This is a genomic window from Pyxidicoccus sp. M6 (genome assembly GCF_055568925.1).
In genome coordinates this window covers 5,533,819-5,556,751 of the sequence record NZ_CM145714.1, presented here as the reverse complement: position 1 = coordinate 5,556,751, position 22,933 = coordinate 5,533,819, and the positions used below count along the sequence as shown (strand labels likewise).

General features: G+C 70.1%; 25 protein-coding genes. 13 read left to right on the top strand and 12 right to left on the bottom strand.

Features of this window, described 5'->3' with window-relative positions; translation table 11 throughout:
- The first annotated feature begins 107 nt into the window (after positions 1–107).
- Positions 108–1,304 carry a CPBP family glutamic-type intramembrane protease gene (locus ACVTJA_RS22170; protein WP_465838972.1) on the top strand — a complete coding sequence of 399 codons (1,197 nt, stop codon included), beginning with the start codon at positions 108–110 and terminating at the stop codon, positions 1,302–1,304.
- Positions 1,305–1,326: 22 nt separating this feature from the next.
- Here the strand turns inward: ACVTJA_RS22170 and ACVTJA_RS22165 are convergent, their stop codons facing one another.
- The 3 genes from ACVTJA_RS22165 to ACVTJA_RS22155 all read right to left on the bottom strand — a co-directional run bounded on the left by ACVTJA_RS22165 (position 1,327) and on the right by ACVTJA_RS22155 (position 4,138).
- Positions 1,327–1,542: a DUF5818 domain-containing protein gene (locus ACVTJA_RS22165; protein WP_465838971.1), complete on the bottom strand. Its 216-nt coding sequence runs from the start codon at positions 1,540–1,542 to the stop codon at positions 1,327–1,329.
- Positions 1,539–3,344, bottom strand: a complete 1,806-nt coding sequence (locus tag ACVTJA_RS22160; protein ID WP_465838969.1) for a S8 family serine peptidase — start codon at positions 3,342–3,344, stop codon at positions 1,539–1,541. Before ACVTJA_RS22160 ends, ACVTJA_RS22165 begins: the two co-directional genes overlap by 4 nt.
- A 161-nt stretch (positions 3,345–3,505) precedes the next feature.
- Positions 3,506–4,138, bottom strand: coding sequence for an alpha/beta hydrolase (locus ACVTJA_RS22155; protein WP_465838967.1), 633 nt, complete (start codon positions 4,136–4,138; stop codon positions 3,506–3,508).
- 170 nt (positions 4,139–4,308) lie between these two features.
- Here ACVTJA_RS22155 and ACVTJA_RS22150 point away from each other — a divergent pair, with 170 nt between their 5' ends.
- Complete coding sequence (locus ACVTJA_RS22150; RefSeq protein WP_465838965.1) at positions 4,309–5,265, top strand: hypothetical protein; 957 nt, start codon at positions 4,309–4,311, stop codon at positions 5,263–5,265.
- 25 nt (positions 5,266–5,290) lie between these two features.
- The gene (locus tag ACVTJA_RS22145; protein WP_465838963.1) at positions 5,291–5,719 is read left to right on the top strand and encodes a hypothetical protein; all 429 of its coding nucleotides are present in this window, start codon (positions 5,291–5,293) and stop codon (positions 5,717–5,719) included.
- A gap of 100 nt (positions 5,720–5,819) precedes the next feature.
- Here the strand turns inward: ACVTJA_RS22145 and ACVTJA_RS22140 are convergent, their stop codons facing one another.
- The 3 genes from ACVTJA_RS22140 to ACVTJA_RS22130 are packed head-to-tail and all read right to left on the bottom strand — an operon-like array spanning position 5,820 to position 9,036.
- Positions 5,820–7,016, bottom strand: coding sequence for a class I SAM-dependent rRNA methyltransferase (locus ACVTJA_RS22140; RefSeq protein WP_465838961.1), 1,197 nt, complete (start codon positions 7,014–7,016; stop codon positions 5,820–5,822).
- 11 nt (positions 7,017–7,027) lie between these two features.
- Positions 7,028–7,849, bottom strand: coding sequence for an HAD-IIB family hydrolase (locus ACVTJA_RS22135; protein WP_465838959.1), 822 nt, complete (start codon positions 7,847–7,849; stop codon positions 7,028–7,030).
- Entirely contained in the window at positions 7,849–9,036 is a 1,188-nt protein-coding gene (locus ACVTJA_RS22130) for a hypothetical protein (protein WP_465838958.1), read from the bottom strand. Before ACVTJA_RS22130 ends, ACVTJA_RS22135 begins: the two co-directional genes overlap by 1 nt.
- A gap of 84 nt (positions 9,037–9,120) precedes the next feature.
- On the opposite strand from ACVTJA_RS22130, the gene corA reads away from it, so the two are divergent.
- From corA to ACVTJA_RS22110, 4 genes are all read left to right on the top strand, one after another.
- On the top strand, positions 9,121–10,065 hold the full coding sequence (gene corA / locus ACVTJA_RS22125) for a magnesium/cobalt transporter CorA (protein ID WP_465838956.1): 945 nt from the start codon (positions 9,121–9,123) through the stop codon (positions 10,063–10,065).
- Positions 10,066–10,092: 27 nt separating this feature from the next.
- Entirely contained in the window at positions 10,093–10,875 is a 783-nt protein-coding gene (locus ACVTJA_RS22120) for an alpha/beta fold hydrolase (RefSeq protein ID WP_465838954.1), read from the top strand.
- Between the two features lie 88 nt (positions 10,876–10,963).
- Positions 10,964–11,206, top strand: a complete 243-nt coding sequence (locus ACVTJA_RS22115; RefSeq protein ID WP_465840484.1) for a peroxidase — start codon at positions 10,964–10,966, stop codon at positions 11,204–11,206.
- A gap of 48 nt (positions 11,207–11,254) precedes the next feature.
- Positions 11,255–11,578: a carboxymuconolactone decarboxylase family protein gene (locus ACVTJA_RS22110; RefSeq protein ID WP_465838953.1), complete on the top strand. Its 324-nt coding sequence runs from the start codon at positions 11,255–11,257 to the stop codon at positions 11,576–11,578.
- Between the two features lie 14 nt (positions 11,579–11,592).
- On the opposite strand, the gene ACVTJA_RS22105 is transcribed toward ACVTJA_RS22110, so the two are convergent.
- From ACVTJA_RS22105 to ACVTJA_RS22080, 6 genes are all read right to left on the bottom strand, one after another.
- Positions 11,593–12,768: an ARPP-2 domain-containing protein gene (locus ACVTJA_RS22105; protein WP_465838952.1), complete on the bottom strand. Its 1,176-nt coding sequence runs from the start codon at positions 12,766–12,768 to the stop codon at positions 11,593–11,595.
- Positions 12,765–14,258: a hypothetical protein gene (locus tag ACVTJA_RS22100; RefSeq protein WP_465838950.1), complete on the bottom strand. Its 1,494-nt coding sequence runs from the start codon at positions 14,256–14,258 to the stop codon at positions 12,765–12,767. Before ACVTJA_RS22100 ends, ACVTJA_RS22105 begins: the two co-directional genes overlap by 4 nt.
- A gap of 180 nt (positions 14,259–14,438) precedes the next feature.
- Positions 14,439–14,816 (bottom strand): hypothetical protein, encoded by a 378-nt coding sequence (locus ACVTJA_RS22095; protein WP_465838949.1) that lies wholly within the window; start codon positions 14,814–14,816, stop codon positions 14,439–14,441.
- Between the two features lie 37 nt (positions 14,817–14,853).
- Complete coding sequence (locus ACVTJA_RS22090; RefSeq protein WP_465838948.1) at positions 14,854–15,864, bottom strand: dipeptidase; 1,011 nt, start codon at positions 15,862–15,864, stop codon at positions 14,854–14,856.
- 95 nt (positions 15,865–15,959) lie between these two features.
- On the bottom strand, positions 15,960–17,093 hold the full coding sequence (locus ACVTJA_RS22085; RefSeq protein ID WP_465838946.1) for a serine/threonine-protein kinase: 1,134 nt from the start codon (positions 17,091–17,093) through the stop codon (positions 15,960–15,962).
- A gap of 202 nt (positions 17,094–17,295) precedes the next feature.
- Positions 17,296–17,922 carry a hypothetical protein gene (locus ACVTJA_RS22080; protein WP_465838944.1) on the bottom strand — a complete coding sequence of 209 codons (627 nt, stop codon included), beginning with the start codon at positions 17,920–17,922 and terminating at the stop codon, positions 17,296–17,298.
- A gap of 287 nt (positions 17,923–18,209) precedes the next feature.
- Here ACVTJA_RS22080 and thiS point away from each other — a divergent pair, with 287 nt between their 5' ends.
- The 6 genes from thiS to ACVTJA_RS22050 are packed head-to-tail and all read left to right on the top strand — an operon-like array spanning position 18,210 to position 22,920.
- Entirely contained in the window at positions 18,210–18,410 is a 201-nt protein-coding gene (gene thiS / locus ACVTJA_RS22075) for a sulfur carrier protein ThiS (protein WP_465838942.1), read from the top strand.
- Between the two features lie 9 nt (positions 18,411–18,419).
- On the top strand, positions 18,420–19,205 hold the full coding sequence (locus ACVTJA_RS22070) for a thiazole synthase (protein WP_465838940.1): 786 nt from the start codon (positions 18,420–18,422) through the stop codon (positions 19,203–19,205).
- Between the two features lie 6 nt (positions 19,206–19,211).
- Positions 19,212–19,811: a thiamine phosphate synthase gene (locus ACVTJA_RS22065; RefSeq protein ID WP_465838938.1), complete on the top strand. Its 600-nt coding sequence runs from the start codon at positions 19,212–19,214 to the stop codon at positions 19,809–19,811.
- On the top strand, positions 19,808–20,833 hold the full coding sequence (locus ACVTJA_RS22060) for a hypothetical protein (protein ID WP_465838936.1): 1,026 nt from the start codon (positions 19,808–19,810) through the stop codon (positions 20,831–20,833). The genes ACVTJA_RS22065 and ACVTJA_RS22060 overlap by 4 nt, the downstream gene beginning before the upstream one ends.
- Before the next feature lie 24 nt (positions 20,834–20,857).
- Positions 20,858–21,742, top strand: a complete 885-nt coding sequence (locus tag ACVTJA_RS22055; protein WP_465840482.1) for a DUF4129 domain-containing protein — start codon at positions 20,858–20,860, stop codon at positions 21,740–21,742.
- The gene (locus tag ACVTJA_RS22050) at positions 21,739–22,920 is read left to right on the top strand and encodes a DUF4350 domain-containing protein (RefSeq protein WP_465838935.1); all 1,182 of its coding nucleotides are present in this window, start codon (positions 21,739–21,741) and stop codon (positions 22,918–22,920) included. The genes ACVTJA_RS22055 and ACVTJA_RS22050 overlap by 4 nt, the downstream gene beginning before the upstream one ends.
- The last annotated feature ends 13 nt before the right edge of the window (positions 22,921–22,933 follow it).

The window sequence follows — 22,933 nt, the reverse complement described above, 5'->3', positions numbered from 1 at the left end:
ACCACGTCCGCTTCGCTGTTCGAGCCAGGATGAAGGACGTCAACGTACCAGCAGGACAGGAAGGCGCAGTCCGGGCAGTCTGGTTTTCGCAACAAGGAGACACAACGGTGGAACACTCCGTTCCCAGCGACTCGCAACCGCCGCAGCCGCCCGGCCCCACGGAGCCCCCCTCCAAGGCTCCGACGAGCCCTCTCACGCTGGCGGTGGTGGGGACGATCCTCGCGCTGCTGCTCTTCATCACCGCGGGCGCTGGAGTGCAGCTGCTCAACACCGCCTTCGGCATCTGGTTCACGGAGATCTTCGTCTTCTTTGCCCTCGGCTGGGTGATGTTGCGCTTCGGCGGGTGGAAGCCTCGCGAGTACACCGGGCTGACGCCGGCACCGCGCGCCGCCACCCTCTTCGGCTTCATGCTGGGCGTGGCCAACTTCTTCGCGCTGGTGGTGCCCATCCAGTACGGCGCCCAGAGCATTGCCCCCGAGTGGCTCACGAAGCTGTTCGACGGCTCGCGCCTCTTCGAGGGCCAGACGTCATTGGAGCTGGCCCTCATCCTCTGCGGCGTCTCCATCGCCGCGCCGGTGTGCGAGGAGTTCTTCTTCCGAGGCATCCTCCAGCGGGGCCTGACGCCCGCGCCCCCCGCTTCTCCCGTGCGCGCGCTGGTGGTGTCGGCCATCATCTTCAGCGCGTTCCACCTGGACCCGGTGGGCTTCGCTGCTCGTGCGGAGCTGGGGCTGCTCTTCGGGTGGCTCTACCTGCGCACCGGCTCGCTGTGGCCGGGCATCGCCGCGCATGCGGCCAACAACATCGTGTCCTCCGTGCTCTTCCTCGCGGCGAAGGCCCTGGGACAGGATGCCGCCGACACGGAGACGGACCCGCGCGCCGTGCTCGCGCTCGCGGGCCTGGGCCTCATCGGACTGTCCGCGCTGCTCACCGCCGCGCGCCACTTCCCGGCGCTCCTGGGTGGGCCGCCGCGAGCCACCGACGAAGAGGCACGCTCGCCCGCGCCCCGTCCGGACCTCGCGTTGCTGCTGTTGCCCTGGGTGGTGGGCGCCACGGTGGCGCTGGGCGTACTGGCCGCCGTGGACTCCCGCGGCCTCGCGCTCAACTACTACGACATGAAGCACCCGCTGCCCGAGCTCGGGAAGAACGCGCCTCCCGGGCTCGTCGCGGAGCGGAAGGCGCTCATGGCGCTCCGTGGCTCCGCGCGCCGGGGCGAAGCGCCGATGGAGGGCTACCAGGAAGAGCGCGAGCGACAGATACGCGCGCACCGCCAGGCACTGGGCCTTCCCCTTCCGAAGAAGCCGTGACCTGGCGGCGGCGCCGGTGACGTCAGACGAAGCGGTACGAGCTGACGTGGAACACCGGGCCCACCATGGCGCTGGTGAGCATGTCCTTGTCCACGCGGCCCTCGGCTTCGATGCGCTGGCCGTCCTTCTTGATTTTGCGGTCGCCGCCAGCGAGCTGGTACGTGGTGCCGTCGTCACCCTCCAGCACCCATACGCCCGTCTCGATGTCGCGGAAGACGACGCGTCCGGTGAGCTTCACGCGTCCTCCTTCTTGAGCATCGCGCGGGCGATGATGAGGCACAGCACCGTGTTGAAGCCGAGCCACGGCTTCGCCAGGAAGGTGAAGGGCATCCACGCCAGCGCCGGAGCCCCCGCCCACGCGGAGTAAGCGAGGAAGCCCGCGAAGCCCAGCGCCAGGCCGCCCGTCGCCGCGCGCAGCCCGCGCCACTTGATGGACGGCAGCGAGATGAGCAGCGGAATCAGCGCGCTGTAGAACAGCGGGTTCACCGTCTTGCCGCGGCCGAAGATGATGCGCTCCCAGTCGGGGATGGGCAGCGAGGCCACGTTCACCACGTCACCCGCCGCGCCCTCCGCGCCGCCGAACCAGTTCTTCAGGAAGAAGGCGCCCACCGTCGACAGCAGCAGCGGGATGAGGAACGCGGGCTTGAAGAGCACGTTGAGGTAGCCGGGCCGCGCCCCCCCGCGCAGCGTCAGCAGGACGAAGGCCAGCAGCGCCAGCGCCCAGTACAGCGGCGGCCACTGCGACAGCCCGCCGCGCAGCGACGCCAACGAGGCCTCCGCGTTGAGCAGACCGTGGCCGTACTGCTCACTCCACGCCTGGTCCGCCACCTTCTTCGCGCCGGCATACAGCGCCTTCTCCACCTCGTCCGGGCCCTTGGCGCCGGCCGCGTACAGCATGGCGGCCACCGCGGCCACGTGCGGCGTGGCCATGCTGGTGCCCTGGTAGTAGGCGTAGACGGAGCGGGACGGGTCTCTCGGGTCGATGGTGTTCTGGAGGATGCCGCCCTGGTCGCCGCGGCGCTTGTCACCGCCCGGCGCGGCGATGTCCAGCTCCTTGCCATAGGACGAGTACGGCGCCAGCGTGCTGTCCGGGCCCACCGCCGATACCGCCACCGCGCCTGGGTAGGCCGCGGGGAACTCCACGCGCGCACGCCCGCCATTGCCGGCCGCCGCCACCACGGTAACGCCCTTCTTGCGCGCGTACTCCACCGCGCTCGCCATCACCTGCGAGTACCCGCCGCCGCCCAGGGACATGTTGATGACGTTGGCCCCCTTGTCCGCCGCGAAGCGGATGGCGTCCGCGATGTCCGCCGTGGTGCCGCCACCGAAGTGGTTGAGCACCTTCACCGGCATCAGCGTCGCCTCGAAGGCCACGCCCGCCACGCCCTCCTTGTTGTTGGTGGCCTGGGCGATGGTGCCCGCCACGTGCGTGCCGTGGCCGTGGTCGTCATTGGCGTGCTCGTCGTCGTTCACGAAGTCGTAGCCCTTCGTGAACTTCGCGCCCTTGAGGTCCGGCACCTGCTTGAACTCGTCGTAGTCCTCGTACGCGATGCCGGTGTCGAGCACCGCCACCACCACACCCTTGCCGTGGTTGCGCTCCCACGCCTTGGGCATGTCGATCATCCGCAGGTTCCACTGCTCGGAGTACTGCGGATCATTCGGCGTGAAGCTGGCGTGGACCTCCATCAGCGGCTCGGCGGACTCCACGTTGGGGTTCTGGCGGATGCGAGCCAGCGTGCCCTCCACGTCATCCACGCCCACCGCCAGGGTGAGGGCGTCGTCGGCGCTCTCCACGGAGTTGAGCTCCAGGTCGATGCCCCAGTCGGACTCCCAGGCGTCGAACTCGGCCTTGGTGGTGCCGTCCTTGAAGTCGACGACGATGGCGCCGGGGACTACGTCCGCGGGCTCGAGCGCCTCGGCCGCCGCGGCTCCGGACTCCGCCGGTGGGGGCGACTCCTGCTCATCCGAGCGAGATGCGCAGGCGCTTGCCAGCGTCAGGGCCAGCACCGCGCCACCCAGGGTCCATCGCACCATCCGCATCGGGCCACTCCTTGAGGAACGAGGCTCTTCCAGAAGACCCCTACGAACGAATGTCGGAACGATTGGGTCTGCACTCACAGTCTGTACGCCCCCTCTCCCGGCGTGCAAGGGCCCGGGCGTCAAGAAACGTGAAGAAGTCCAAAGGGTTGCATCGGCATCGGTCATCCGCCGGAGAGTCGCCGCAGCCAGGCGGCCACGGCCCGGCCGACCTGGGGAAGGTTGCGCTGGAAGGTGACGCCGGCATCGTCGATGACCTCTAAATCGCCGCCCGCCTGGGCGACAGCGGCCGCCACCTTCGCCCTGGGCAGGCGAGCGTCCTGCTCGCCCTGGACCACCAGGAGCGGACACGTCACCCGGCCCAGCACCTCCGGCGCCACGTCCGCGGGCGCCACCAGGCACAGGCCCCCCACGGACGGGTGCTTCGCCTGGAGCGCCAGGGCCACCTGAGCCCCGCCATGCAGTGCCGCCACCGCCACCGCGGACGTGCCCGCGTTCTCCATCAGCATGCGCATGGCGGCCTCGGCGTCCTCCAGAAGCGCCAGGTCTTTCCCCCGCGTGCCCTGGCTGGCGCCCACGCCCCGGTGGTTGAAGCGCAGCGTTGGGAAGCCCGCGTTGGCGGCGGCCCAGACCAGCTCCGCCGCGATGACGTGGTCCATGCCTCCACCCTCGTCCGGACGGGGCGGAATGACGAGCAGCGGCGGTGCCTTGGTGCCGCGGTGGGCGGTGCCCTCCATCACCTCTCTGCCCACCGGGACCAGCGTGGCGCGCTCCAGGAACTGTCCTTTCTGGACCATGCGCCCACCTTAACCCTCGCAGGTGCGGCGCGGCCCTGGCGTTCATACGCAGGCACATCTCCCCACACTTCAAGCGTCCAACCCCACGCAACTTCCACGGGCGCAGAGGGAGAATGGAGAACAGCGGCGTCCCTGCCCTCTCCCCCACACCCAGTCAGGAGTCCCCCCGCATGAGCCTCATCGACCGAAACCGGAACCTCACCCCGAAGGTCGGCACCGGCACGACGAACACCGTGGCGAAGACCCAGACGGCGAGCACCCCGGCGGCGAACACGGTGAAGGTCGCGGAGCGCGCGGGGCAGAAGCTCAACACCGTCGCGGACGGCTTCGAGAGCAAGGCCGCCAAGACGAGCACCGTCGCCGGCGTCTTCACGGCGCCTCCGGGCGCGAAGGACAAAGCCTATGACGGCAAGCTGGTGGGCGCGGGCGGGCAGACGTTCGAGCCCGGCACTCCGCTGAGCCAGATTCCCGCCGTCACGCCGCGCAACAACCCGAACGCAACACAGACGCTCATCTACGTGAATGGCATCTCCACGGACAAGAACGGCCAGTCCGCGGAGTTGCAGGCCATCGCGGACCAGTCCGGCATGCGCGCCATCGGCATCCACAACGCCACCGAGGGCGTCGTCTCGGACCTGCTCCAGTGCGTGAAGGACAAGCTGGACAAGGGCAAGAACCCGGCAGTCGACACGCTGGCGGACACCCTCTACTCAGAGCTGAAGGCGGGCCGCTCGGTGCACCTGATGGGCTACAGCCACGGCGGGCTCATCACCTCGCGCGCGCTGAATGACGTGGCGCGCCGGCTGCGCATCGAAGATGGGATGTCCAAGGCGCAGGTGGAGCAGACGATGAGCCGCCTCAACGTGGAGACGTTCGGCGCGGCCGCGTGCAAGTACCCGGACGGCCCCAACTACGTGCACTACGTCAACGACAAGGACATCGTCCCCACCCTCTTCGGCCTCGGCGGGAGCGGCAAGAGCCCGATGGACTTCCTGCGCGACGCGGGCAAGGGCGCGAAGGTGCACTACTTCTCCGAGAAGAACATGTTCAGCGGCGCGCACGCCCTGGCCGATACGTACCTGAAGCACCGCGTGCCCTTCGAGCAGGGCCGCGCCGGGAACTTCTAGGGCACGTCGTGCTAAACAGGCGCACATGAACATCGAAGAGGCGCAGCGACTGGTGCAGTCCTTCATGCGTGCCCAGGGCGAGCAGCTCAGTCCGGGCCTCAATCCCCAGGGCTTCGGCGGCATCGCCAAGGGCGGTGCGCAGCTCTACTTCGAGTTCGTCCCCACCTCGGGCGAGCTGAAGTGCAGCGCGCTCATCTACCGCTTCCGCGACGCGCCCCGCCCCGGCGTCCTCGACGGCTTCCGCGCCGAGGAGAAGGCCGGCACGGACACCGGCGGCGGCACCGTGGACTTCGAGCAGGAGAGCAAGAGCCTCTTCCTGAGCCGCACGTACACCGCGGCTCCGCCCGAGCAGTCGTTCGCGATTGGCATGCAGAAGCTGATGGACGCGAGCGTCACCTGGGGCGGCCCCGTGTTCGAGCGCGTCGCGGCGAAGGTGATTCCCGCCAAGAAGTAGCCCAGCCTGCACGACGCACCGTGCAGCGCGTGGAGAACGAACCGGGCGACGCCGTGCGAGGCGCCACCCGGTGCGTTTCAGGCCTCGAGGCCCGCGCGAGCTACACCGACTGCAGCACGTAGAACTTGAGGTACTTCCCCTCGGGGAACTGCAGGCGCACGGGGTGGTCCGGCGGCTGGTAGCGCTCCTCGACGAGCGCCAGGTCCACGCCGGCCTTGAAGCTCGCCTCGCGCACCGCGCCCATGAAGTCGAGCGGACTCACTCGCGCCGAGCACGACGCCGTGGCCAGCAGCCCGCCCGGACGCAGGATGCCCAGCGCCTGGCGGTTGAGGGACGCGTACCCGTCGATGGCCGCCTGCACCGCGCGCTGGCTCTTCGCGAAGGCCGGCGGGTCCAGGATGATGAGGTCGAAGGTACGGCCCTCGTCCTTGAAAGACTGGATGATCTTGAACACGTCCGCCGCGAGGAAGTCGTACTTCTCCGCGGGCAGCCCGTTGCGCGTGAAGTTCTCACGCGCGAGGGCAATCGCGTCCGGGTCCAGGTCCACGGAGAACACGCTGTTCGCTCCGCCCAGCGCCGCGTTGACGGAGAAGCCGCCGCTGAAGCTGAAGCAGTTCAGCACGTCGCGGCCCTTCGCCAGCCGCCGGATGAGGTAGCGGTTCTCGCGCTGGTCCAGGAAGAAACCCGTCTTCTGTCCGCGCCACGCGTCCACGAGGAACGTTGCGCCGCGCTCGCGGATGGGAATCTGCTCCGGCGCCTCGTGGCCGTAGAGCATCTTCCCGGAGCCGCGGCCCTCGTCCTCGTCCACGTCGTCGCGCCCCACCTCGTCGCGGCCGAGGACGCCCTTCAGTCCGGGCACGCCCGCCTTCAGCGCCTCGAGGATGAGCGGCCGGTAGGGCGTGAGGCCCGCCGAGTAGAGCTTCATCACCGCCCAGCCCGCGTAGAGGTCCACCACCACGCCCGGCAGCCCGTCTCCCTCGCCGTGAATCAGGCGGTAGCTGTCCGTGTCGGTCAGGTCGATGAGGGACTGGCGCTCGGCCAGCGCAGCCTTCACCCGGCGGGTGATGAAGGCCGCGTCCACCGACTCGCGCGGGTCCCGGGTGAGCACGCGCACGGCGATGGCGGAGTGCGGGTCGTAGTACCCGCGCGCCACGAACTTCCCGTTCTCCGTCAGGTCCACCACGCAGCCGGCCGGAATCCTCGGCACGTGCTCCAGCGCCTTGCGGAACACCCACGGGTGCCCCGCGCGCAGGTGGCGCCCCAGTCCTCGCGCCAGCTCCAGCTTCACGACATTCACGGTGTCACTCCTCACGAGCCTCTGCGGGCCCGGCGGGCGAGGACGGCTCTTGCCAGCTCCTCGAAGCCCCGCCCCTCGGCCGCCCGGGTAATGAAAGCCGGCGGCGCGTCAATCCTGTCGAGGACGGAGCGGACATTCGCCACGCCCACGCCCAGTGCAAATGCTGCGAACATCGGGGCGTCGTTGAAAGAATCCCCCGCGTACACGTAACGCCCGTCCCCCGGCTCCAGCCGCTCGCCCCATGCCACCTTCGCGAAGCGCCGCGTGGCGTGCAGCTTGTCGAAGCGGCCCAGCCAGCAGTTGACGTGCACCGACGAGCGCACCGCCGTCACGCCCCGCGCGGTCAGCAACTCCTCGATTCGCGTGGCCCCGGCGTCTCCGAGCCGCGCCTCCTCGTTGTAGTCCACCGCGAGGTCCACTTCCGTGTACGCGCTGTCCAGCGACAGCCGCGCCCCGGGGACCTGCTTCAGCACCCGGGCTACCTCGGCCTGGAGGCGCTTGCGATTGGCCATGCGCTCCGCGGGCGCTTCCGCGTACACCTTCCGCAGCCGGCCGTGCTTCCCTCGCAGGAAGAACAGGCCCCCGTTCTCCACGATGACGCCGTCCACGGGGAGCTGCCTCGCCCACGCCTCGCCCCACCCCGCTGGACGCCCGCTCACCAGCACCACGTGCAGGCCCGCGGCGGACAGGCGCTCGAGCGCCTGCACCGTGCCCGAGCGCAGCTTGTGCCCCGTGGTGAGCGTGCCGTCCACGTCCGTGAAGATGCCCTCCACGCGGGACAGGTCCGCCTCGCGCAGCGGGCGCGGAGAAGCCACCTTGCTGGAGGCCGCCATCACATCACGTCCAGTTGGGCGAGCAGTCCCTGGAAGCTCTCGATGGTGGAGCGCAGCTCGGCCTGGGACATCTGGCCGATTTGAAGCTTGCGCGCCTTGCGCAGGAAGGCATCCAGCTCGGAGTCCCGGCCATAGAGGGACTGGGCACTGCCAGCCGCCTCCGCGAGCGCTTTCGCAGCGCCGGCCACGTCCGTGCCCACCAGCGACAGGGCCCGCTCCAGCCGCACGCCGCAGGAGGCCCAGACCTCGCGGTCATGGATGATGAGCACCTGCCGCTGATTCACGGCGGACAGGCCGCGCACGAACTCATCGAGCTGCTCCACCACCGTCACCAGCTCCGGCCTGGCCGGATTGGGGAGGATGGCCAGGCGGCCGACCTCCGCGCGCATCTCCACGATGTGGCGCTTGTCCTGTGCGCGCAGGTTCCGGTACGCGGCGGTGCGGCCGAAGGCGTCCAGCTCCGTCTGGAGCTGCTGCGCGTTCCACTGCACGTCCTCGGGCTCGGCCTCGCGGACCTTCTTGAGGCGCGCGGCGATGATGCGGGCCAGGTCGGACGTAATCGCACGCACCGTCACGGCGGCCTTCACCTCGGCCTCGTAGCCGGGCACCACCTGGGCGCGCGTCACCTCGCCGAAGGTGCTCACCGACTCGAAGACGAGGTTGCTCACCTGCTCGCGGAAGCGGGAACGGAAACGCTGGATTTCCGACAGCAGCGTCCACCGGTCACTCACCACGGACGGGTTGCGCATCGCCTCGCCGAGCTGGGTGACGCCCTGGGCAATCTGGCTCATCGCCTCCTGGAGCACGCCGGACGGGTCGTCCACGCCGCCCGGGCCCCTGCCGGCCTCGTTCGCCGCGCGGCTCACCGTGTCGGCGATGCCGCCCAGGGGCTGCACGGGGAACTGCTCTCGGATGACGTTGAGCAGCGCGTTCACGTCCATCACCGTGTCGCGGATGACGGGCGCCATCTCCTCCCACAGCGACAGGTCCGGGGACGAGTCCACGACGGGCGTCTCGTACTTCACCAGGTCCATGTCGCTCAGCCGGGCGATGGCCTGCGCCGCGGCGGCGTACACCTTGCGCAGGCGGCCGGCGAACGCGCGGTCGGGAATGGACTTCAGGATTTCTTCGAGCCTCGGCGACAGCGAGGCCTGGGGATTCTCAGCGGCTTCGGACACGGGAGTCACACTCTACTAGCGCTCGACTTCGGCGCGGGGGAGTTCTAGCACTCGCCTCCGGGCACGGCCGCCGAGAATCAGGAGCGCTACGGGATGATCCAGGTCTGTCTGTTGAAGGACGGTCACGTGGTCTGCGGAGGGGAGGAGCTGCTCTCGCACGAGGGGCGGAAGTGGATTGACGTGGAGCAGCCCACCGAGGAGGTCATGGCCCGGCTGGCGGAGCGGTTCGGCCTCCACAAGCTGGCCGTGGAGGACTGCCTCCACCTGGACCAGCGGCCCAAGCTGGAGGAATACCCCAACCACCAGTTCATCGTGATGCAGGGCTTCACCGTCGCGAGCAAGAACGTCTGTGACGTGACGCTCCACGAGCACCACTTCTTCCTCGCCCAGGACTGGCTCATCAGCGTGCACGAGCTGCACTTCGACGGCTTCGACTCGGTGCTCAAGCGCGTGAAGGACGACCCCAAGGGAACGATTGGCCGGGGCATGGACTTCGTCCTCTACATGCTGGCGGACGGACTGGTGGACGCGCAGTTCCCCATCCTGGACTCCTTCAGCGACGAGCTGGAGGACCTGGAGGTCGCCATCTTCGAGAACGTGGACAAGTCACACCTGCAACGCATCTTCGAGATGAAGCGGATGCTGGTGAAGGTCCGCCGGGTGCTGTCGCCGCAGCGCGACGTGGTGGGCCTGCTGTCCCGGCGCGGCATCCCCCACATCCACGAGAAGACGACGCTCTACTTCCGCGACGTTTACGACCACCTGGTGCGGCTGTACGAGCAGATCGACGCGGGCCGGGACATCGTGGGCAACGTGATGGACGGCTACCTGTCCATGGTCGCCAACAAGACGAACGACATCTCCAAGCAGCTCACCATCTTCGCCACCCTGTTCCTGCCCCTGTCGTTCATCGTTGGTTTCTTCGGGCAGAACTTCGAGCAGATCACCACGCGCGGTTACTACTACATCATGTGGGCGACGCTCATCGGGTTCCCGGTGGCGCTCATCCTGTGGTTCAAGCACAAGCAGTGGCTCTGACGTCTCGTTGACCCACGGAGGAGAAACATGCTGACCGTGTCGGTGGATGGAATCCCCCTGCACTACCGGGACGTGGGCCAGGGCCCGCCGGTGCTGCTGCTACACGCCTTCCCGCTCAATGGTGACTCCTTCGACGCGCAGGTGAAGGCGCTCTCGGGACGCTACCGCTTCATCATCCCGGACCACCGAGGCTTCGGGCAGAGCAGAATTGGCGACGGGCCCACGGAGATGTCGCGCATCGCTCGGGATGCGATTTCGCTCCTGGACTCGCTGAAGCTCGACAGGGTGGTGTTGGGCGGCGTGTCCATGGGCGGCTACGCGGCCATGGCGCTGTTGCGCGAGGACGCGGGCCGGGTGGCCGGCCTGGTGCTGGTGGACACGCAGGCCACCGCGGATGACGAGGCGGGCAAGGCCCGGCGCGAGGCGTCCGCGAATGAGGCGTTGGAGAAGGGCCCGGAGCCCATCATCCAGACCCTGTTGCCGAAGCTGGTGGCCTCAGGGCCGGACTCGCCAGTGGGACGCGAGGTGGCGGCGATGATTCGCACGGCGTCTCGCGAGGGAATCGCCGCCGCGCAGCGGGGCATGGCGCTGCGGCCGGACAGCAAGGACATGCTGGCGCGCTACGCGGGCCCGGCGCTGGTGGTGGTGGGCGAGCACGACTCCATCACCCCGCCCGAGAAGGCGAAGGCGATGGCAGACCTGATTTCCGGCGCGAAGCTGGAGGTCATCCCCGGCGCCGCGCACCTGTCCAACCAGGAGCAGCCGGAGAAGTTCAACGCGGTGCTCGACGCGTTCCTGTCGTCGCTCTGAGGGCCCTCGCTGGCGGTGCGTCCTTCCGGCGTGCGAACATCCCGTGCGGACCCGGCTTCGTCCGCGCGGGAGGGTGACAGTGGAGCGCATGTACCTGAAGGACGTGGAGTCCCACGAGTCGGACACGCACTACGGCCGGCTCATCCGGAAGATGCGCGAGGCGGGCTCGCCCGTTCCGCAAATCTGGCACCTGTTCGCCTTCAAGCCGCGAATGACGGAGGCGCTCTCCGTCTTCACCCAGGAGGTGATGCGCGGCCCCTCTCCCCTCTCGCCAGGGCTTCGTGAGCTCATCGCCGCGTATACGTCGCGCGGCAATGAATGTTTGTTTTGAACGGGCTCTCACGCCGCGGTCGCGGCGGAACTGCTGGGCAGCACGGATGTGGTGAAGGCGGTCCTGGAGGACGTGGGCTCGGCGCCCATCTCCGACGCCGAGAAGGCGCTGTTTGTCTTCGTGGAGAAGCTCAACCAGGAGTCGGCGCAGGTGCGCCAGGAGGACATCGACCGCTTGAAGGCGGTGGGCTGGACGGACGAGGCCATCTACGACGCCATCTCCGTCTGCGCGCTCTTCAACTTCTACAATCGCTGGATTGACGGCACCGGCGTCCAGGCGATGCCCGCGGAGATGTATCACCGCAACGGGCAGCGGCTGGCGCAGGGCGGCTACGTCGACTCACCGCTGCCTCCGGGACAGGAGAAGAAGTAGCCCGCGTGGAGCCTTCAGCGCCCGCGCCGCGCGCGGCGGGTGGCCTCCTCGAGGACGTGCTCCTTGAGGAGGTAGCCGAAACCGGCGTTGCGCAGGCGGAGGACCAGGTCGTCGCGCGTGGTGGTGAGGCGCTCCGCGGCGCTCTCCAGCTTCCAGCCGGCCTGGGCCAGTTGCTGGAGGAGGTACGCGCGCCGCGTCTGCGCCGAGGAGAGGCGGTACGTCTTGAGGTACTCCAGCGTGCCGTCGTCGCGGACGATGGCCTCGCCCAGGTGGTTCTCCTCCGAGGGCTTGAGACTCGTGTGGAAGCGCTGGAGGAGGAACGGCCCCGCGTCGTAGATGCGCTCGGACGTCACCGGCGTGCCGAAGAGGCCTCCCGCCATGAAGGCGTGGAAGTCCGCCCAGTCGCCGCGCATCCGCGCCACCGCCGCGCGCAGGTCGTCCAGGTTGGTGATGCGCGCGTCGTCCAGGGAGAGACCGAGCTCCGGCACCGCGCCGAGGAAGCCGTACTGGAGCAGCAGCTCACCGTAGAAGTCCTCCAGCAGCGTGCGGTGCAGCGCGCGGTAGTCCTCCGGGTGCGAGACGACGAAGGCGGACAGCAGCACGTCCGCGTTGAAGAGGAGCAGGCCCACCTGCCGCTCGTGGAGCTCGAAGGTGCGCAGCGCGCCATCCAGCGCGTTGTTGGCCCATCCCGGCACCGAGGTCTCCATGCGCGGATTCAGGCCGTGGGACAGCGCCTCGCGCGAGTACTCCGTCCACGCAATCTCCGGCCCGCCGAAGTGCATGGCCAGGAAGCCCTCCATGGCCAGGTGCAGTGGCAGCATGCGGAGCTGGTTACGGTCCTCGCGGTGCACCATGCGATGCAGCAACCGCACGGAGAAGGGCCCCACCTTCACGCGCTTCCCATCGGGCGCCTGGAGCTGCGTGCCGTGGACGGCGTCGGCCTGACGGTTGCCCCACGTCATCACCAGGCCGTGCGGAATGTACGAGCAGTACTTGAGGCCGGGCGCCTTCAGCTCGCCCTCCAGCGAGACGACGGTGAGGTGGTCGTCGTACGTCCGCCGGGCGAAGCGCAAGTCATTGCGTACGGAGTCCCGCAGCACGGGCACCAGCCGGATGCCGCCCCACACCTGCGAGGGCGCCAGCCGCAGCCCGGCGGGCTCCAGCGTCTCGAGCAGTCGCGCGTCCGTCATCCCTCGCCCTCCTCCGCCATGACCGGCGCTACCGACGCGGCGTCTCGCTGCCGCCTGCGTGCGTCCCGCTCCAGCAGCCCGCGCACGCGCGCGGACAGGTAGCCTTCCAACTCCGACAACGGAGCCGCACCCTCGGCGAAGCGGGCGAAGCCCAGCACGGTGGGCAGGTCCTCCGCGTCACGCACACCCACGGTGGGCACGGCCGTCCCGAAGGAGCGCGGTGCGTATTCCTCCGCGTCGAACACCGGATTGGCGTGGACCAGCGCCGTGCGGCGCGCCGGGTCCAGCTTCGTGCGGAAGACGCGCGTCAGCTCGGCCACGGCCTTCGGCGGGTCGTTGTCGTAGCCGTCGGAGACGATGACCACCAGGTCCGCGCCCCACGCCAGCGCCTCCAGCAGCGGCGTGGCGATGTCCGTCTGCCCCCTCGCACCAACTTGCACCGCGTCCTCGACGGGGCACGTCCAGAAGGCGCGGTAGTCGCGCGACGCGGCGGACAACAGGTAGTGCGCGGCGAGCGCCACGCCCAGCGGCCGGCGGCGCTTCTCCAGCGAGCCGGAGGCGGAGTAGCTGTTGTCCAGCACCGCCGCCACCCGGCCCAGCGGCACGGGCGCCCGGCCCAGCACGCGCGCCGCGGCCTTCTCCAGCGCGGTGTGCAGCACGTCGCGCCGCTCCCGCCGCTCCTCCGGCTTCAGGGCCAGGACATAGAGGGCCAGCTTCGTCAGCGGCGCCCGCTCCAGGTCCACCGTGGGCGCCCGGCCCGCCTCGCGCGCCGCGGACTCCTGGAGGCGCAGCCGCTCCGCGGCCGTGAGTCGCGGCTCGATGCGCTGGAGGAATACGTCGCGGGGAATGTTGTGCTTCACGGCCAACCCCTCGGCCACCGTGTACGGCAGCGCGTAGACGGCATCCTGCGTGAAGTGCGCCTGACGGAACGCCTCCAGCAGCGGCTGCGTATACGTGCGCTTCTTCCAGCCGTGGATGAGGAACGGGCCCAGCTCCCCCGGCAGCTTCACGTGCCCATGCACCACCGCCGCGCGCAGCTTGGAGCGGTACTTCACCGCGTCGAAGGCGAGGTCCGCGCGGCCCGCGAGGTACTCACGGACGATGGCCCGGGCACGGCGGTTGTTGATGCGCCGGGCGCGCAGCGACTCCAGCACCCGGAAGGCCCGCGGCGGAGGCAGCGCACGAAGGGTGGCGGCGATGAGCGCGCCCTCCTCCGCCCGGTCCTCCGGCGACGCGGGGCTGCCGCTGGCCAGCAGGTTGAGGACGATCTGCGCCTGGTTGAAGTGGTTGATGCCGGCCGCGAGCGTGCGCGCGTAGAGGCGGCGGTAGTTGCCCAGGATGTACTGGTGCAGGAACTCGATGGAGACGGACTGTCCGCGCGCGTCGCCGTAGAACTCCCGCTGACCGGTGCAGGAGAAGCACGCGTTGACGAACATCACCAGGTCCTCGCGGGCGACCTGCTCGCTGCGCACTTCCATCACCGCCGGCATCCGCGCACGACCTCCCCGAGGCTTCCGGTACTGGAACGGAAGCGCCGCTCGGGGAAGAGGGATACGACCAGCGTGTCAGGCTCCAAAGGCTTGAATCGGAAGTCGCATCGGAGTCCCGCGAGCGGCACCCCCACGCTAGCACACGCCCCGTCGGGAGAATCCTGACGGCCGGCCTGAAGCTCAGGGCTGGCAGGTCACCTGGTCGCCCTCGACGGAGCACGAGGAGCAGGAGGCCGTCTCCTCCAGCACGCCCTGGCGGCACTCGAGGACGGCGAGCCCGTCCCGGCGGCACACGCCCTTGCCCTCGGCGCTGGAGGCGCAGGCGTCGCCCGCCTGGTTGTTGGACGTGTCGCAGCGCACGGAGTCGTCCGTCTCGCGGCAACCCAGCGGCCCGCGGCAGGGCACTTCGCGCCACGTGCCACTCCGGCACTCCAGCGCAAGGACATCTTCCTGACAGATGAAGCCGCTGCCTTCACAGCTGTCCCCCGCCTTCTGGCCACAGCCAGCGAAGAGGAGGGAGCCAACGACGGACACGGCGACGAGAAGAGAGCGGTTCATAGGCTTGCGGCCAATATTTCGAGCGTCCCGCTCCCGGTCAACCACCCAGTGTCGCGTGGAAGAAACGCCGGAAGTTTCCACCCACGACGCGTTCCACCCAGGACTCTGGATGGCGCTTCAGCAGGGCTTCCGTGAGCAGGTGCAGGTCCGTGACGTCTTTCATGCCCCGAGGCAGCGGCACCATGCCGTCGTAGTCCGAGCCCAGTCCGACGCCCTCCACGCCCATGACGTCCACCGCGTGCTCGATGTGGCGGACCACGTCATCCACCGAGTCTCCGCCCAGGTACACGGGAGCGAAGATGATGCCCACCACCCCACCCCGGTCCGCGATGCGCCGCAGCGACGCATCGCTGAGGTTGCGCCAGCCGCCGCCCGCCGCGCGCACGCCCGTGTGTGAACAGAAATACCGCACCGTGGGGTGCGCGAAGAGGTCCTCCAGCGTGCGCTCCGAGGCATGCGCCACGTCGACACTCATCCCCAGCCGGGCCATCTCCTCCATCACCTCGAGGCCCAGCGACGTCAGTCCCCGGTTGCCCATCATCGGAAACGAGGAGCCGCCCAGGTCATTGTTGGACAGGTGGGTGAGGCCCATGAAGCGCACCCCGCGCCGGTGAAGCTCCGCCAGCCGGTCCACGCGGCCTTCAATGGCATGTCCGCCCTCGACGCCCAGCACCGCGGACAGGCGCCCGTGCGCGAGGTTGTCCTCCAGCGCGGCCCCGGTGGTGGTGATGCGCGCCGAGTCTCCGGAGCGGCGGCAGAACTCCTCCATGCGCTCAATCTGCCAGAGCGCCCGCGTCCACTCGCTGGCGCGCGCCTCGCGGGGCCACCCCTTCCACGCGGCGAACACCGGGAAGCCCCCGATGAAGGGGAAGCCCCGGGTGACGATGGTGAAGCACTGCAGCTTCACCCCCGCCTCCCGCAGGCGGGGGAAGTCCACGTGCCCCTCCTCGGAGCGGGCCGTCAAATCCCGGTTCCACATGAGGGAGTCCGCGTGCCCGTCCGCGAGGCACCAGCGCTGATGGAGCTCATTCACCTTGACGTCAGCCATGCCCACCAGTCTGCCCGGCCGGGCGCGCGAGACAAGCGCCACCCGCGCCGGAACGCCGGTGCCCGACAGGCGTGAAGGCCCGGGCCACCACCTGCTCACGCGTCACGCGGGGCGTCTCCCCGCCGTGTGGAGTCCGGCCGCGCGGAGTCCTCCCACCGCAGCACGTCCGCGGCCCTGCGACGGGAGCGGGCGTCGCGGCGCACCTGGGCGGCCTCGCGCTCCGCCTCGCGGGGGCCGTAGGTGTAGCCCAGCCCGCCCAGCACGCCGCGCAGCGCGTCCCGCAGCTCCAGGCCGGACTGGAAGCGCTCCCCCGGCTCACGCCGCAGCAGCCGCGAGAGGATGGCGCGCATGGGCCCGGACAGCCCGCGAGTGGCGCGCTCCACGTGCTCCGGAGCGAGGCACGCCATGCGCGCGGCCATCATGGGCGCCGGCAGCCAGCTGGGCACCTCCGCGCGAAGCGTCTCCGCCTCCGGCAGCGGCCCCGTGGCCAGCGCGGCGCGCTCCACGTCCTCCAAATCCAGCAGGTGCAACCCGGTGAGCAGCTCCAGCAGCACCACGCCGAGGGAGAACAGGTCCGAGCGCCCATCCAGCGGCTGGCGCGCGAGCGCCTCCGGGGACGCGTACGCCAAATCACCCCGGACGACGTGGCCCTCCGTGCCCACGCGCCCCGGCAGCTTCGCCCACGCCATGGCGAAGTCCGCCAGCTTCACCCGACCATGCACGTCCAGCCGCAGCGTGCGCGGCGACACGTCCCGGTGGACGATGCCCAGCGGCTGGCCACGCGCGTCCTCCAGCGTGTGGGCGTGGTGCAGCGCGTCCGCGACCTCCGCGCCCACGTAGGCGCCGAAGGCCTCCGAGAAGGGCCGGCGCCGCAGCGCCGCGAAGCTGGTGAGCGTCTCCAGGCTGTGCCCCTCCACGTACTCCATGACGAGGTGGGGCGAGCCCTCGTGGATGCGCACCAGGAACACCTGGGCGATGGCGGGGTGGCTGAGCTGCATGAGCAGCTTCACCTCCTCGCGCAGCCGCGCGCGCCCGTGGACATCCCCCGCGTCCTGCAGCCGCTTGATGACCACGAGGTCCCCGGGCGTGTCCGCGTAGTGCCGGCGCGCGAGCAGCATCTCCCCCGGCCCCCGGGGGCCGAGGAAGCGGACCAGCTCATAGGAGGTGGCCCCGGCGGTGAAGAGGATGAACGGCTTCGAAGAGGGGTGCTCGGGGTGATGGGTGGCCATAGGCTCCTGGGCAGGAAGTCCTCCCCTGGGTTGGGAAGGCGTGAGAAAACCTCACGGGTCCCTCCTACCACCCACGTCCGACACACCCATCCAACCCCCCAGCACGGATTCGCGAATAAAAGGGAACGGCCCCCGCCAGAGGCGGGAGCCGTCCGGGCCGGCCCGTGAGGAAACGGTACCGGCCACTGCTCCGTGCGTGGGACTACTGCTTCTTCTGCACCGGCTGGGTGACGGTCAGCTCGCGGACCACCATGTCCTTGCCGTCCATGACGTAGGAGGCGCGGACCTGGGCACCCTCGGCGATGTCGTCCAGCTTCACCGGCGCGTTGTTCTGCAGGATGCGGGTCTGGTCGTTCGTCTTCAGCTTGAGCTGCTTGTTGTTGCTCGTGTCGACCAGGGTCAGCGAGTCATGCCCCGTGGAGAGCACGCGGCCCTGCACGTTGGTGGCCGCCGCGGCGGAGGTCGCCCCGGCCGCACCGGAGCCGCCCTGCGCCAGGTCCTCCTGCTGCTCGCGCTGGTCCTCGGCCAGGTCCTCGTTGCGGTTGCGCTCGGCCTCGGCCAGCTCACCCTGCTCCTCGCGGACGTCCTGCTGCGCGCTGGCGATGTCCTCGTTCGCCTCCTTCTGCGCGCCAGCGATGTCGCGAGACGCCTCCTGGCGGGCCTCTGCCGTTTCCTTCGAGGCCTCCTGCTGGGCCTCGGCCGTTTCCTTCGAGGCCTCCTGCTGGGCCTCGGCAACGTCGCGGCGCTCCGACTCGACGTTGTCACGCTTGCAACCGGGAACCATCGCCAGACCCGCCACCGCGGTGACCGCCATCATGAGCTTGCGCATGAGTTCTTTCCTTTCCCTTGAACCGGGGAACCCGTCCCCGGCGTTGGGCAGAAAGTGAGCGTCGATGCGGCCCCTGCACAGGGCTTGCCATTGGCGATTCACGACACAGGGGAAGCCGCCCGGGTACTCGGCGCCCGGCCGCCCGGCTGCCCAGCTCGGGAACAATGTCGACGAACGCACGGCGGGTGGGAGCGTCACGTCACTGCCGAAGTGGGAGAGCGCGTTGACAGCGCACAGGGCCCCCTGTAGTGCGTGCCCTGGTCCCCGTCGCAAGGAGCCGTGACGCCGTGCAGGTCTGGGTCAACGGAGAGACACGCGAGGTGCCGGAGGGCGTCACCCTCTCGGCGCTGCTGGAGTCGCTCCAGGTGGGCGGTCCCGGAGTGGCCGTGGAAGTGAATGCCGAGGTGGTGCGCCGCGCCCGCCACGCCGAGCACCACCTCCAGGCGGGAGACCGTATCGAAATCGTCACCTTCGTCGGCGGCGGCTAGGAGAGTTCCATGAGCATCCAGGACAAGCCCTTCACCCTCGCGGGCGTCACCTTCAGCTCGCGTCTCATCCTCGGCACGGGGAAGTACCCCAGCCACGACATCATGAAGCAGTGCCACGAGCAGTCCGGCACGGAGATGGTGACGGTGGCCGTGCGTCGCCTCGACCTGAAGGCCACGGGCGAGGCGTCGTTGATGAACTGGATTGACCGCAACCGCGTGCGCCTCCTGCCCAACACGGCGCTCTGCTACACGGCGGACGACGCGGTGCGCACCTGCCGGCTCGCCGAGGAGCTGGGCATGAGCAAGTGGGTGAAGCTCGAGGTGCTCGGCGACGAGAAGACGCTCTACCCGGACGTCGAGGAGACGGTGAAGGCCGCGCGCATCCTGGTGAAGGAGGGCTTCACCGTGCTGCCCTACACCAGCGATGACCCCATCACCGCGCGCAAGCTGGAGGACGCCGGCTGTGCGGCGGTGATGCCGCTGGCCGCGCCCATCGGCAGCGGGCTGGGCATCCGCAACCCGCACAACATCCGCCTCATCATGGAGACGGTGAAGGTCCCCGTCATCGTGGACGCGGGCGTGGGCACGGCCTCGGACGCGGCCATCGCCATGGAGCTCGGCGTGGACGCCATCCTGATGAACACCGCCATCGCCGGCGCGAAGGACCCGGTGCGCATGGCCGTGGCCATGAAGAAGGCCGTGGAGGCGGGCCGCGACGCATACCTCGCCGGCCGCATCCCGAAGAAGGCCTATGGCTCCGCGTCGAGCCCCCTCGAAGGCATCCACCACCATTAGGCCGCGGTGGTCCCCCGGCTCATCGTCATCACCGACTGGCGCCTGCCCGCTGAGCGACTGCTGGGCGCCGTCTCCCGCGCGCTGGAGGCGGGCCCCGACGTGGCCGTGCAGCACCGCCACCCCGAGGCCTCCGGGCGCCGCTTCCTCGAAGAAGCCCGCCTGCTCGCCGGGCTGTGCGGTGCGCGGGGCAATCCGCTCTTCATCAACGGCCGCCTGGACGTCGCGCTCCTCGTGGGCGCGCACCTGCATCTGCCCGCTCATGGGCCCACACCCGGGGACGTGCGTCCGCACCTGCCCCCCGGGCGGCTCGTCAGCGTGGCCGTGCATGACGAGGCCGAAGCCCGCTCGGCACGCGGCGCGGACCTGGCGCTGGTGAGCCCGGTGTTCTCCCCCGGTTCCAAGCCCGGGGACACGCGGGCCACGCTGGGGCCCGAGGGCTTCGCGGCCCTGGCGGCGATGCTCCCCTGCCCGGCGCTGGCGCTCGGCGGCATCACCCCCGAGCGGGCACCCGAGGTGCGCGGCGCCGCGGGCTTCGCGGTCATCTCCGCGGTGCTGGAGGCGAAAGACCCGGCGGCGGCGGCTCGGGCTATGCTGCGCCTCGCGTGAGTCCCACTCCTGTTCCCGAGCTGCGCCCCCTCGCCATGGGGGAGATGATCGACCGTGCCGCCACCTTCTGGCGCGCCCACCTCAAGCCGCTCTTCGTGCTGAGCTTCGGCTTCTCGCTGGTGAACTACATCGCGACGAAGGCCACCCTCCTCACGGGCCAGCGGCTGTCGCCGATGCTCTACTCGCCCGACATGCAGGCCCTGTCCCAGAAGGACCCCACGGGGTTCCTGAGCGAGGCGGGCGTGTCGTTCGGGCTGTGGGTGGTCCTCTTCGTGTTCCTCTTCTGGAGCTACTGGCTGGCCACCCTGGCGACGTCCCGGTACGTGGTGTCCGCGCAGCTCGGCGAGCCCGTGAGCCCGGCCGACGGCTTGCGCCGCGCCTTCTCCCGCGCGGGCCCGCTGACCGGCGCGTATGTCGCCTCCATCGCGTGGGCCCTGTTGATGACGGTGTTGATGCTGGGCCCCGGCGCCATCCTCGGCGGCATCGCGGCCGTGGTGGCGGGCATGGGCTCCAGCACGCTGGCACTGGTGCTGGCGGTGATTGCCGTCCCCATCGCCGTGCTCGGCCTCATCGCGGCGATGCTCTGGTACTTCCTGCGCTTCCTCCTGCTGCCGCCGGTGATGGCCATGGAGGACCGAGGCGCCTGGGACTCCTTCAAGCGCTCCGGGGAGCTGCTGTCCGGACGCATCGGTCCGGGATTCCTCGGGCGCGTGGTGGTGCGGGCCATGATTCTCTACACGGTGATGAGCCTCATCCTCATCTCCGTGCAGCTCGTCTCCAGCATTCCCACGTGGCTGGTGATGGCGTCGTATGGAAGCCCGTTCGACACCGCGGCGATGGCGCGCGCGCCGCAGTACCTGCTGGTGCCCGCGGAGCTGGTGCAGGTGGTGGCGCAGTCGTGCCTCACGCCCATCCACTACGTCTTCTGCTCGTTCTTCTACCTGGACATGCGCGTGCGCCGGGAGGCGCTGGACCTGGAGCGCCGCATGGATGCGCCGTCCGCGACGACGCTGGCCGTCTGACGCCCTCGCGAGGCTTCCGTGACGCTGACGAACATTCCCCTGTTGATGCTGGCCGCCCTGCCCTGCGCGGACCGCGAGAGCACCTCGCGGCTGCTGGAGGAGACGGCGGCCTCGCGCCCGGCCGAGCTGTCCTCGGTGGTGGACGGGCTGGCCGCGCGCATGGGCGGAATGCCGCTGCCCGCCGCGGAGGAGGATGCGTCTCCCGCGGAGCGAGCGAAGCAACTCACGGGCTTCCTGGAGCGGGCGTGCGCGCTGCAGGAGGCGGAGCGGGACGCGCCAGCCGCGATGCCCGCGAGTGAGCCGGAGCGGCTGAAGGCCATCCTGGACCGGCCTGAGTTCTCGCGCGCACGCCAGCGTCACGGAGACTGGGTGAAGCGGCTGTTGCGCGAGCTGGAGGCCTGGCTGGAGGGCCTCTTCGAGTCGAACGAGGCCCAGGGCTTCGCGGTCGCCACGCGCGCGGTGATGTTGGGACTGGCGTTCGCGCTGGCGCTGTGGGGCGTGCTGCGCTTCGCCTCGCGCCGGGGACGGAAGGCCGCCGCGCCGCTCGCATCGACGCAGGCCGAGGCGCCGCTGGTGCTGGACTCGCCGGGGGAGCATCTGCGGAGGGCCCGCGCGGCGCTGGGCTCGGATGCGCGCGAGGCGATTCGCGAGGGACTCCTGGGCATGCTGTCCGCGCTGGAGCAGCGAAGGCTGGCGAGACCGGACCGCGTGAAGACGAACCGCGAGCTGGCCGCGGAGCTGCCCGCGCGCGGCGCCCCCGCGACGGTGGTGAGCGAAGTCGAGCGACTGGTCCGCTGGTATGACCGGGCCTTCTATTCGCTCGCGCCGGTGCCGGCGGACGAGGCGGCGAGCTTCGTCGCGGCGGTGGAGCAACTCAACGGCACGCTGCCGGCGGAGGGCACGCGGTGAAGAACCTCCGCATCGCGGTCATCTTCGGCGTCCTCATCGCCCTGGCGCTCGCCGTGGGCCTGTCCACCCGCGCGGAGGCACCCGAGTCCGTGGTGCCCACCGTGGAGAACACCGGCGCGCAGGGCGCCCGCGCGCTCTATCTCTACCTCCGCGAGGGCGGGCGCAGCGTCGACGCGCACCCCACCTCGCTCGAATCAATTCCCTCCAGCACACGCACGCTGGTGCTCGCGGCGCCTCAAGGCCGGCCCGTGTCGAAGGAAGAAGTGGCCGAGCTGGAGCGCTTCGTCCGGGCCGGCGGCACGCTCGTCTACATGTCCCCGCGCGAGCTGGGGAAATACCAGGCGGCGCTGGAGAAGTGGCTGCGATTGGACTCCGGCCTGCTCCTGCCCGCGAGCAGCCGCGGACTGGACTCCACGATGGCGGACGCGGGCGGCACCACGGTGGACGTGTGGCTCGCCGCGGGGCCCCTACGCGGACTCACGGGCCTGCGCGTGTCGCAGGACCGGGGGCTGCGCATGCTCCACGACGACGCCGTGCCCCTGGCGGGCCTGGGCGGCGCGGTGGCGGTGTGGCGCCGCGCGCTCGGCTCCGGCGAAATCTACGTGCTCGCGGGCGCGGACCTCGTGGAGAACCGGCGGCTGGAGCTGCTGGACAACCTGCGCTTCTGGGACGCGCTCGCCGCGCGTGGCCCCCTGCTCGTCGACGAGTATCACCACCAGCTCGAGCCACCGCCGCCCCTGTCGCGCGGCATCTGGGCCTTCGTCGCGCAGGTGCTCGTCGTGGGAATGCTCTACGCCGTCTCACGCGGCACGCGCTTCGGCGCGCCCCGCCCGCTGCGCCAGGAGCGGCACCGCTCCGCGCTGGAGTACGTGCGCAGCATGGGCTGGCTGATGCGCCGCGCGAAGGTGGAGCGCGAGCTGCTCCCCGAGCTGGACCACACGCTGCGGCAGCTCATGCAGGAGCGGCTCGGCATTCCCCTGACGCTGTCCGACGAGGACGCCGCCCGCGCCATGGAGCGCGGTGGCCGGGACTACCTCGAAGCGAAGGCGGACCTCACGCGCACGCTCGCGCAGCCGGACATCCGCCCGTCCGACTACGCGCGCGTGGCCCGCCACTACGCGCACCTGGAGCGCGTGGTGACGGGCCGTGAGTCCGACGCGCTCGACACTGCGGCCTGAAACCGCCGGAGCA

Excerpts from the sequence above, each read along its gene's own strand:
- ACVTJA_RS22160 (WP_465838969.1), bottom strand. The coding sequence starts at position 3,344 with ATGCGGATGGTGCGATGGACCCTGGGTGGCGCGGTGCTGGCCCTGACG.
- ACVTJA_RS22155 (WP_465838967.1), bottom strand. The coding sequence starts at position 4,138 with ATGGTCCAGAAAGGACAGTTCCTGGAGCGCGCCACGCTGGTCCCGGTG.
- ACVTJA_RS22150 (WP_465838965.1), top strand. The coding sequence starts at position 4,309 with ATGAGCCTCATCGACCGAAACCGGAACCTCACCCCGAAGGTCGGCACC.
- ACVTJA_RS22145 (WP_465838963.1), top strand. The coding sequence starts at position 5,291 with ATGAACATCGAAGAGGCGCAGCGACTGGTGCAGTCCTTCATGCGTGCC.
- ACVTJA_RS22135 (WP_465838959.1), bottom strand. The coding sequence starts at position 7,849 with ATGGCGGCCTCCAGCAAGGTGGCTTCTCCGCGCCCGCTGCGCGAGGCG.
- corA (WP_465838956.1), top strand. The coding sequence starts at position 9,121 with ATGATCCAGGTCTGTCTGTTGAAGGACGGTCACGTGGTCTGCGGAGGG.
- ACVTJA_RS22120 (WP_465838954.1), top strand. The coding sequence starts at position 10,093 with ATGCTGACCGTGTCGGTGGATGGAATCCCCCTGCACTACCGGGACGTG.
- ACVTJA_RS22115 (WP_465840484.1), top strand. The coding sequence starts at position 10,964 with ATGTACCTGAAGGACGTGGAGTCCCACGAGTCGGACACGCACTACGGC.
- ACVTJA_RS22105 (WP_465838952.1), bottom strand. The coding sequence starts at position 12,768 with ATGACGGACGCGCGACTGCTCGAGACGCTGGAGCCCGCCGGGCTGCGG.
- ACVTJA_RS22100 (WP_465838950.1), bottom strand. The coding sequence starts at position 14,258 with ATGCCGGCGGTGATGGAAGTGCGCAGCGAGCAGGTCGCCCGCGAGGAC.
- ACVTJA_RS22095 (WP_465838949.1), bottom strand. The coding sequence starts at position 14,816 with ATGAACCGCTCTCTTCTCGTCGCCGTGTCCGTCGTTGGCTCCCTCCTC.
- ACVTJA_RS22090 (WP_465838948.1), bottom strand. The coding sequence starts at position 15,864 with ATGGCTGACGTCAAGGTGAATGAGCTCCATCAGCGCTGGTGCCTCGCG.
- ACVTJA_RS22085 (WP_465838946.1), bottom strand. The coding sequence starts at position 17,093 with ATGGCCACCCATCACCCCGAGCACCCCTCTTCGAAGCCGTTCATCCTC.
- ACVTJA_RS22080 (WP_465838944.1), bottom strand. The coding sequence starts at position 17,922 with ATGCGCAAGCTCATGATGGCGGTCACCGCGGTGGCGGGTCTGGCGATG.
- ACVTJA_RS22070 (WP_465838940.1), top strand. The coding sequence starts at position 18,420 with ATGAGCATCCAGGACAAGCCCTTCACCCTCGCGGGCGTCACCTTCAGC.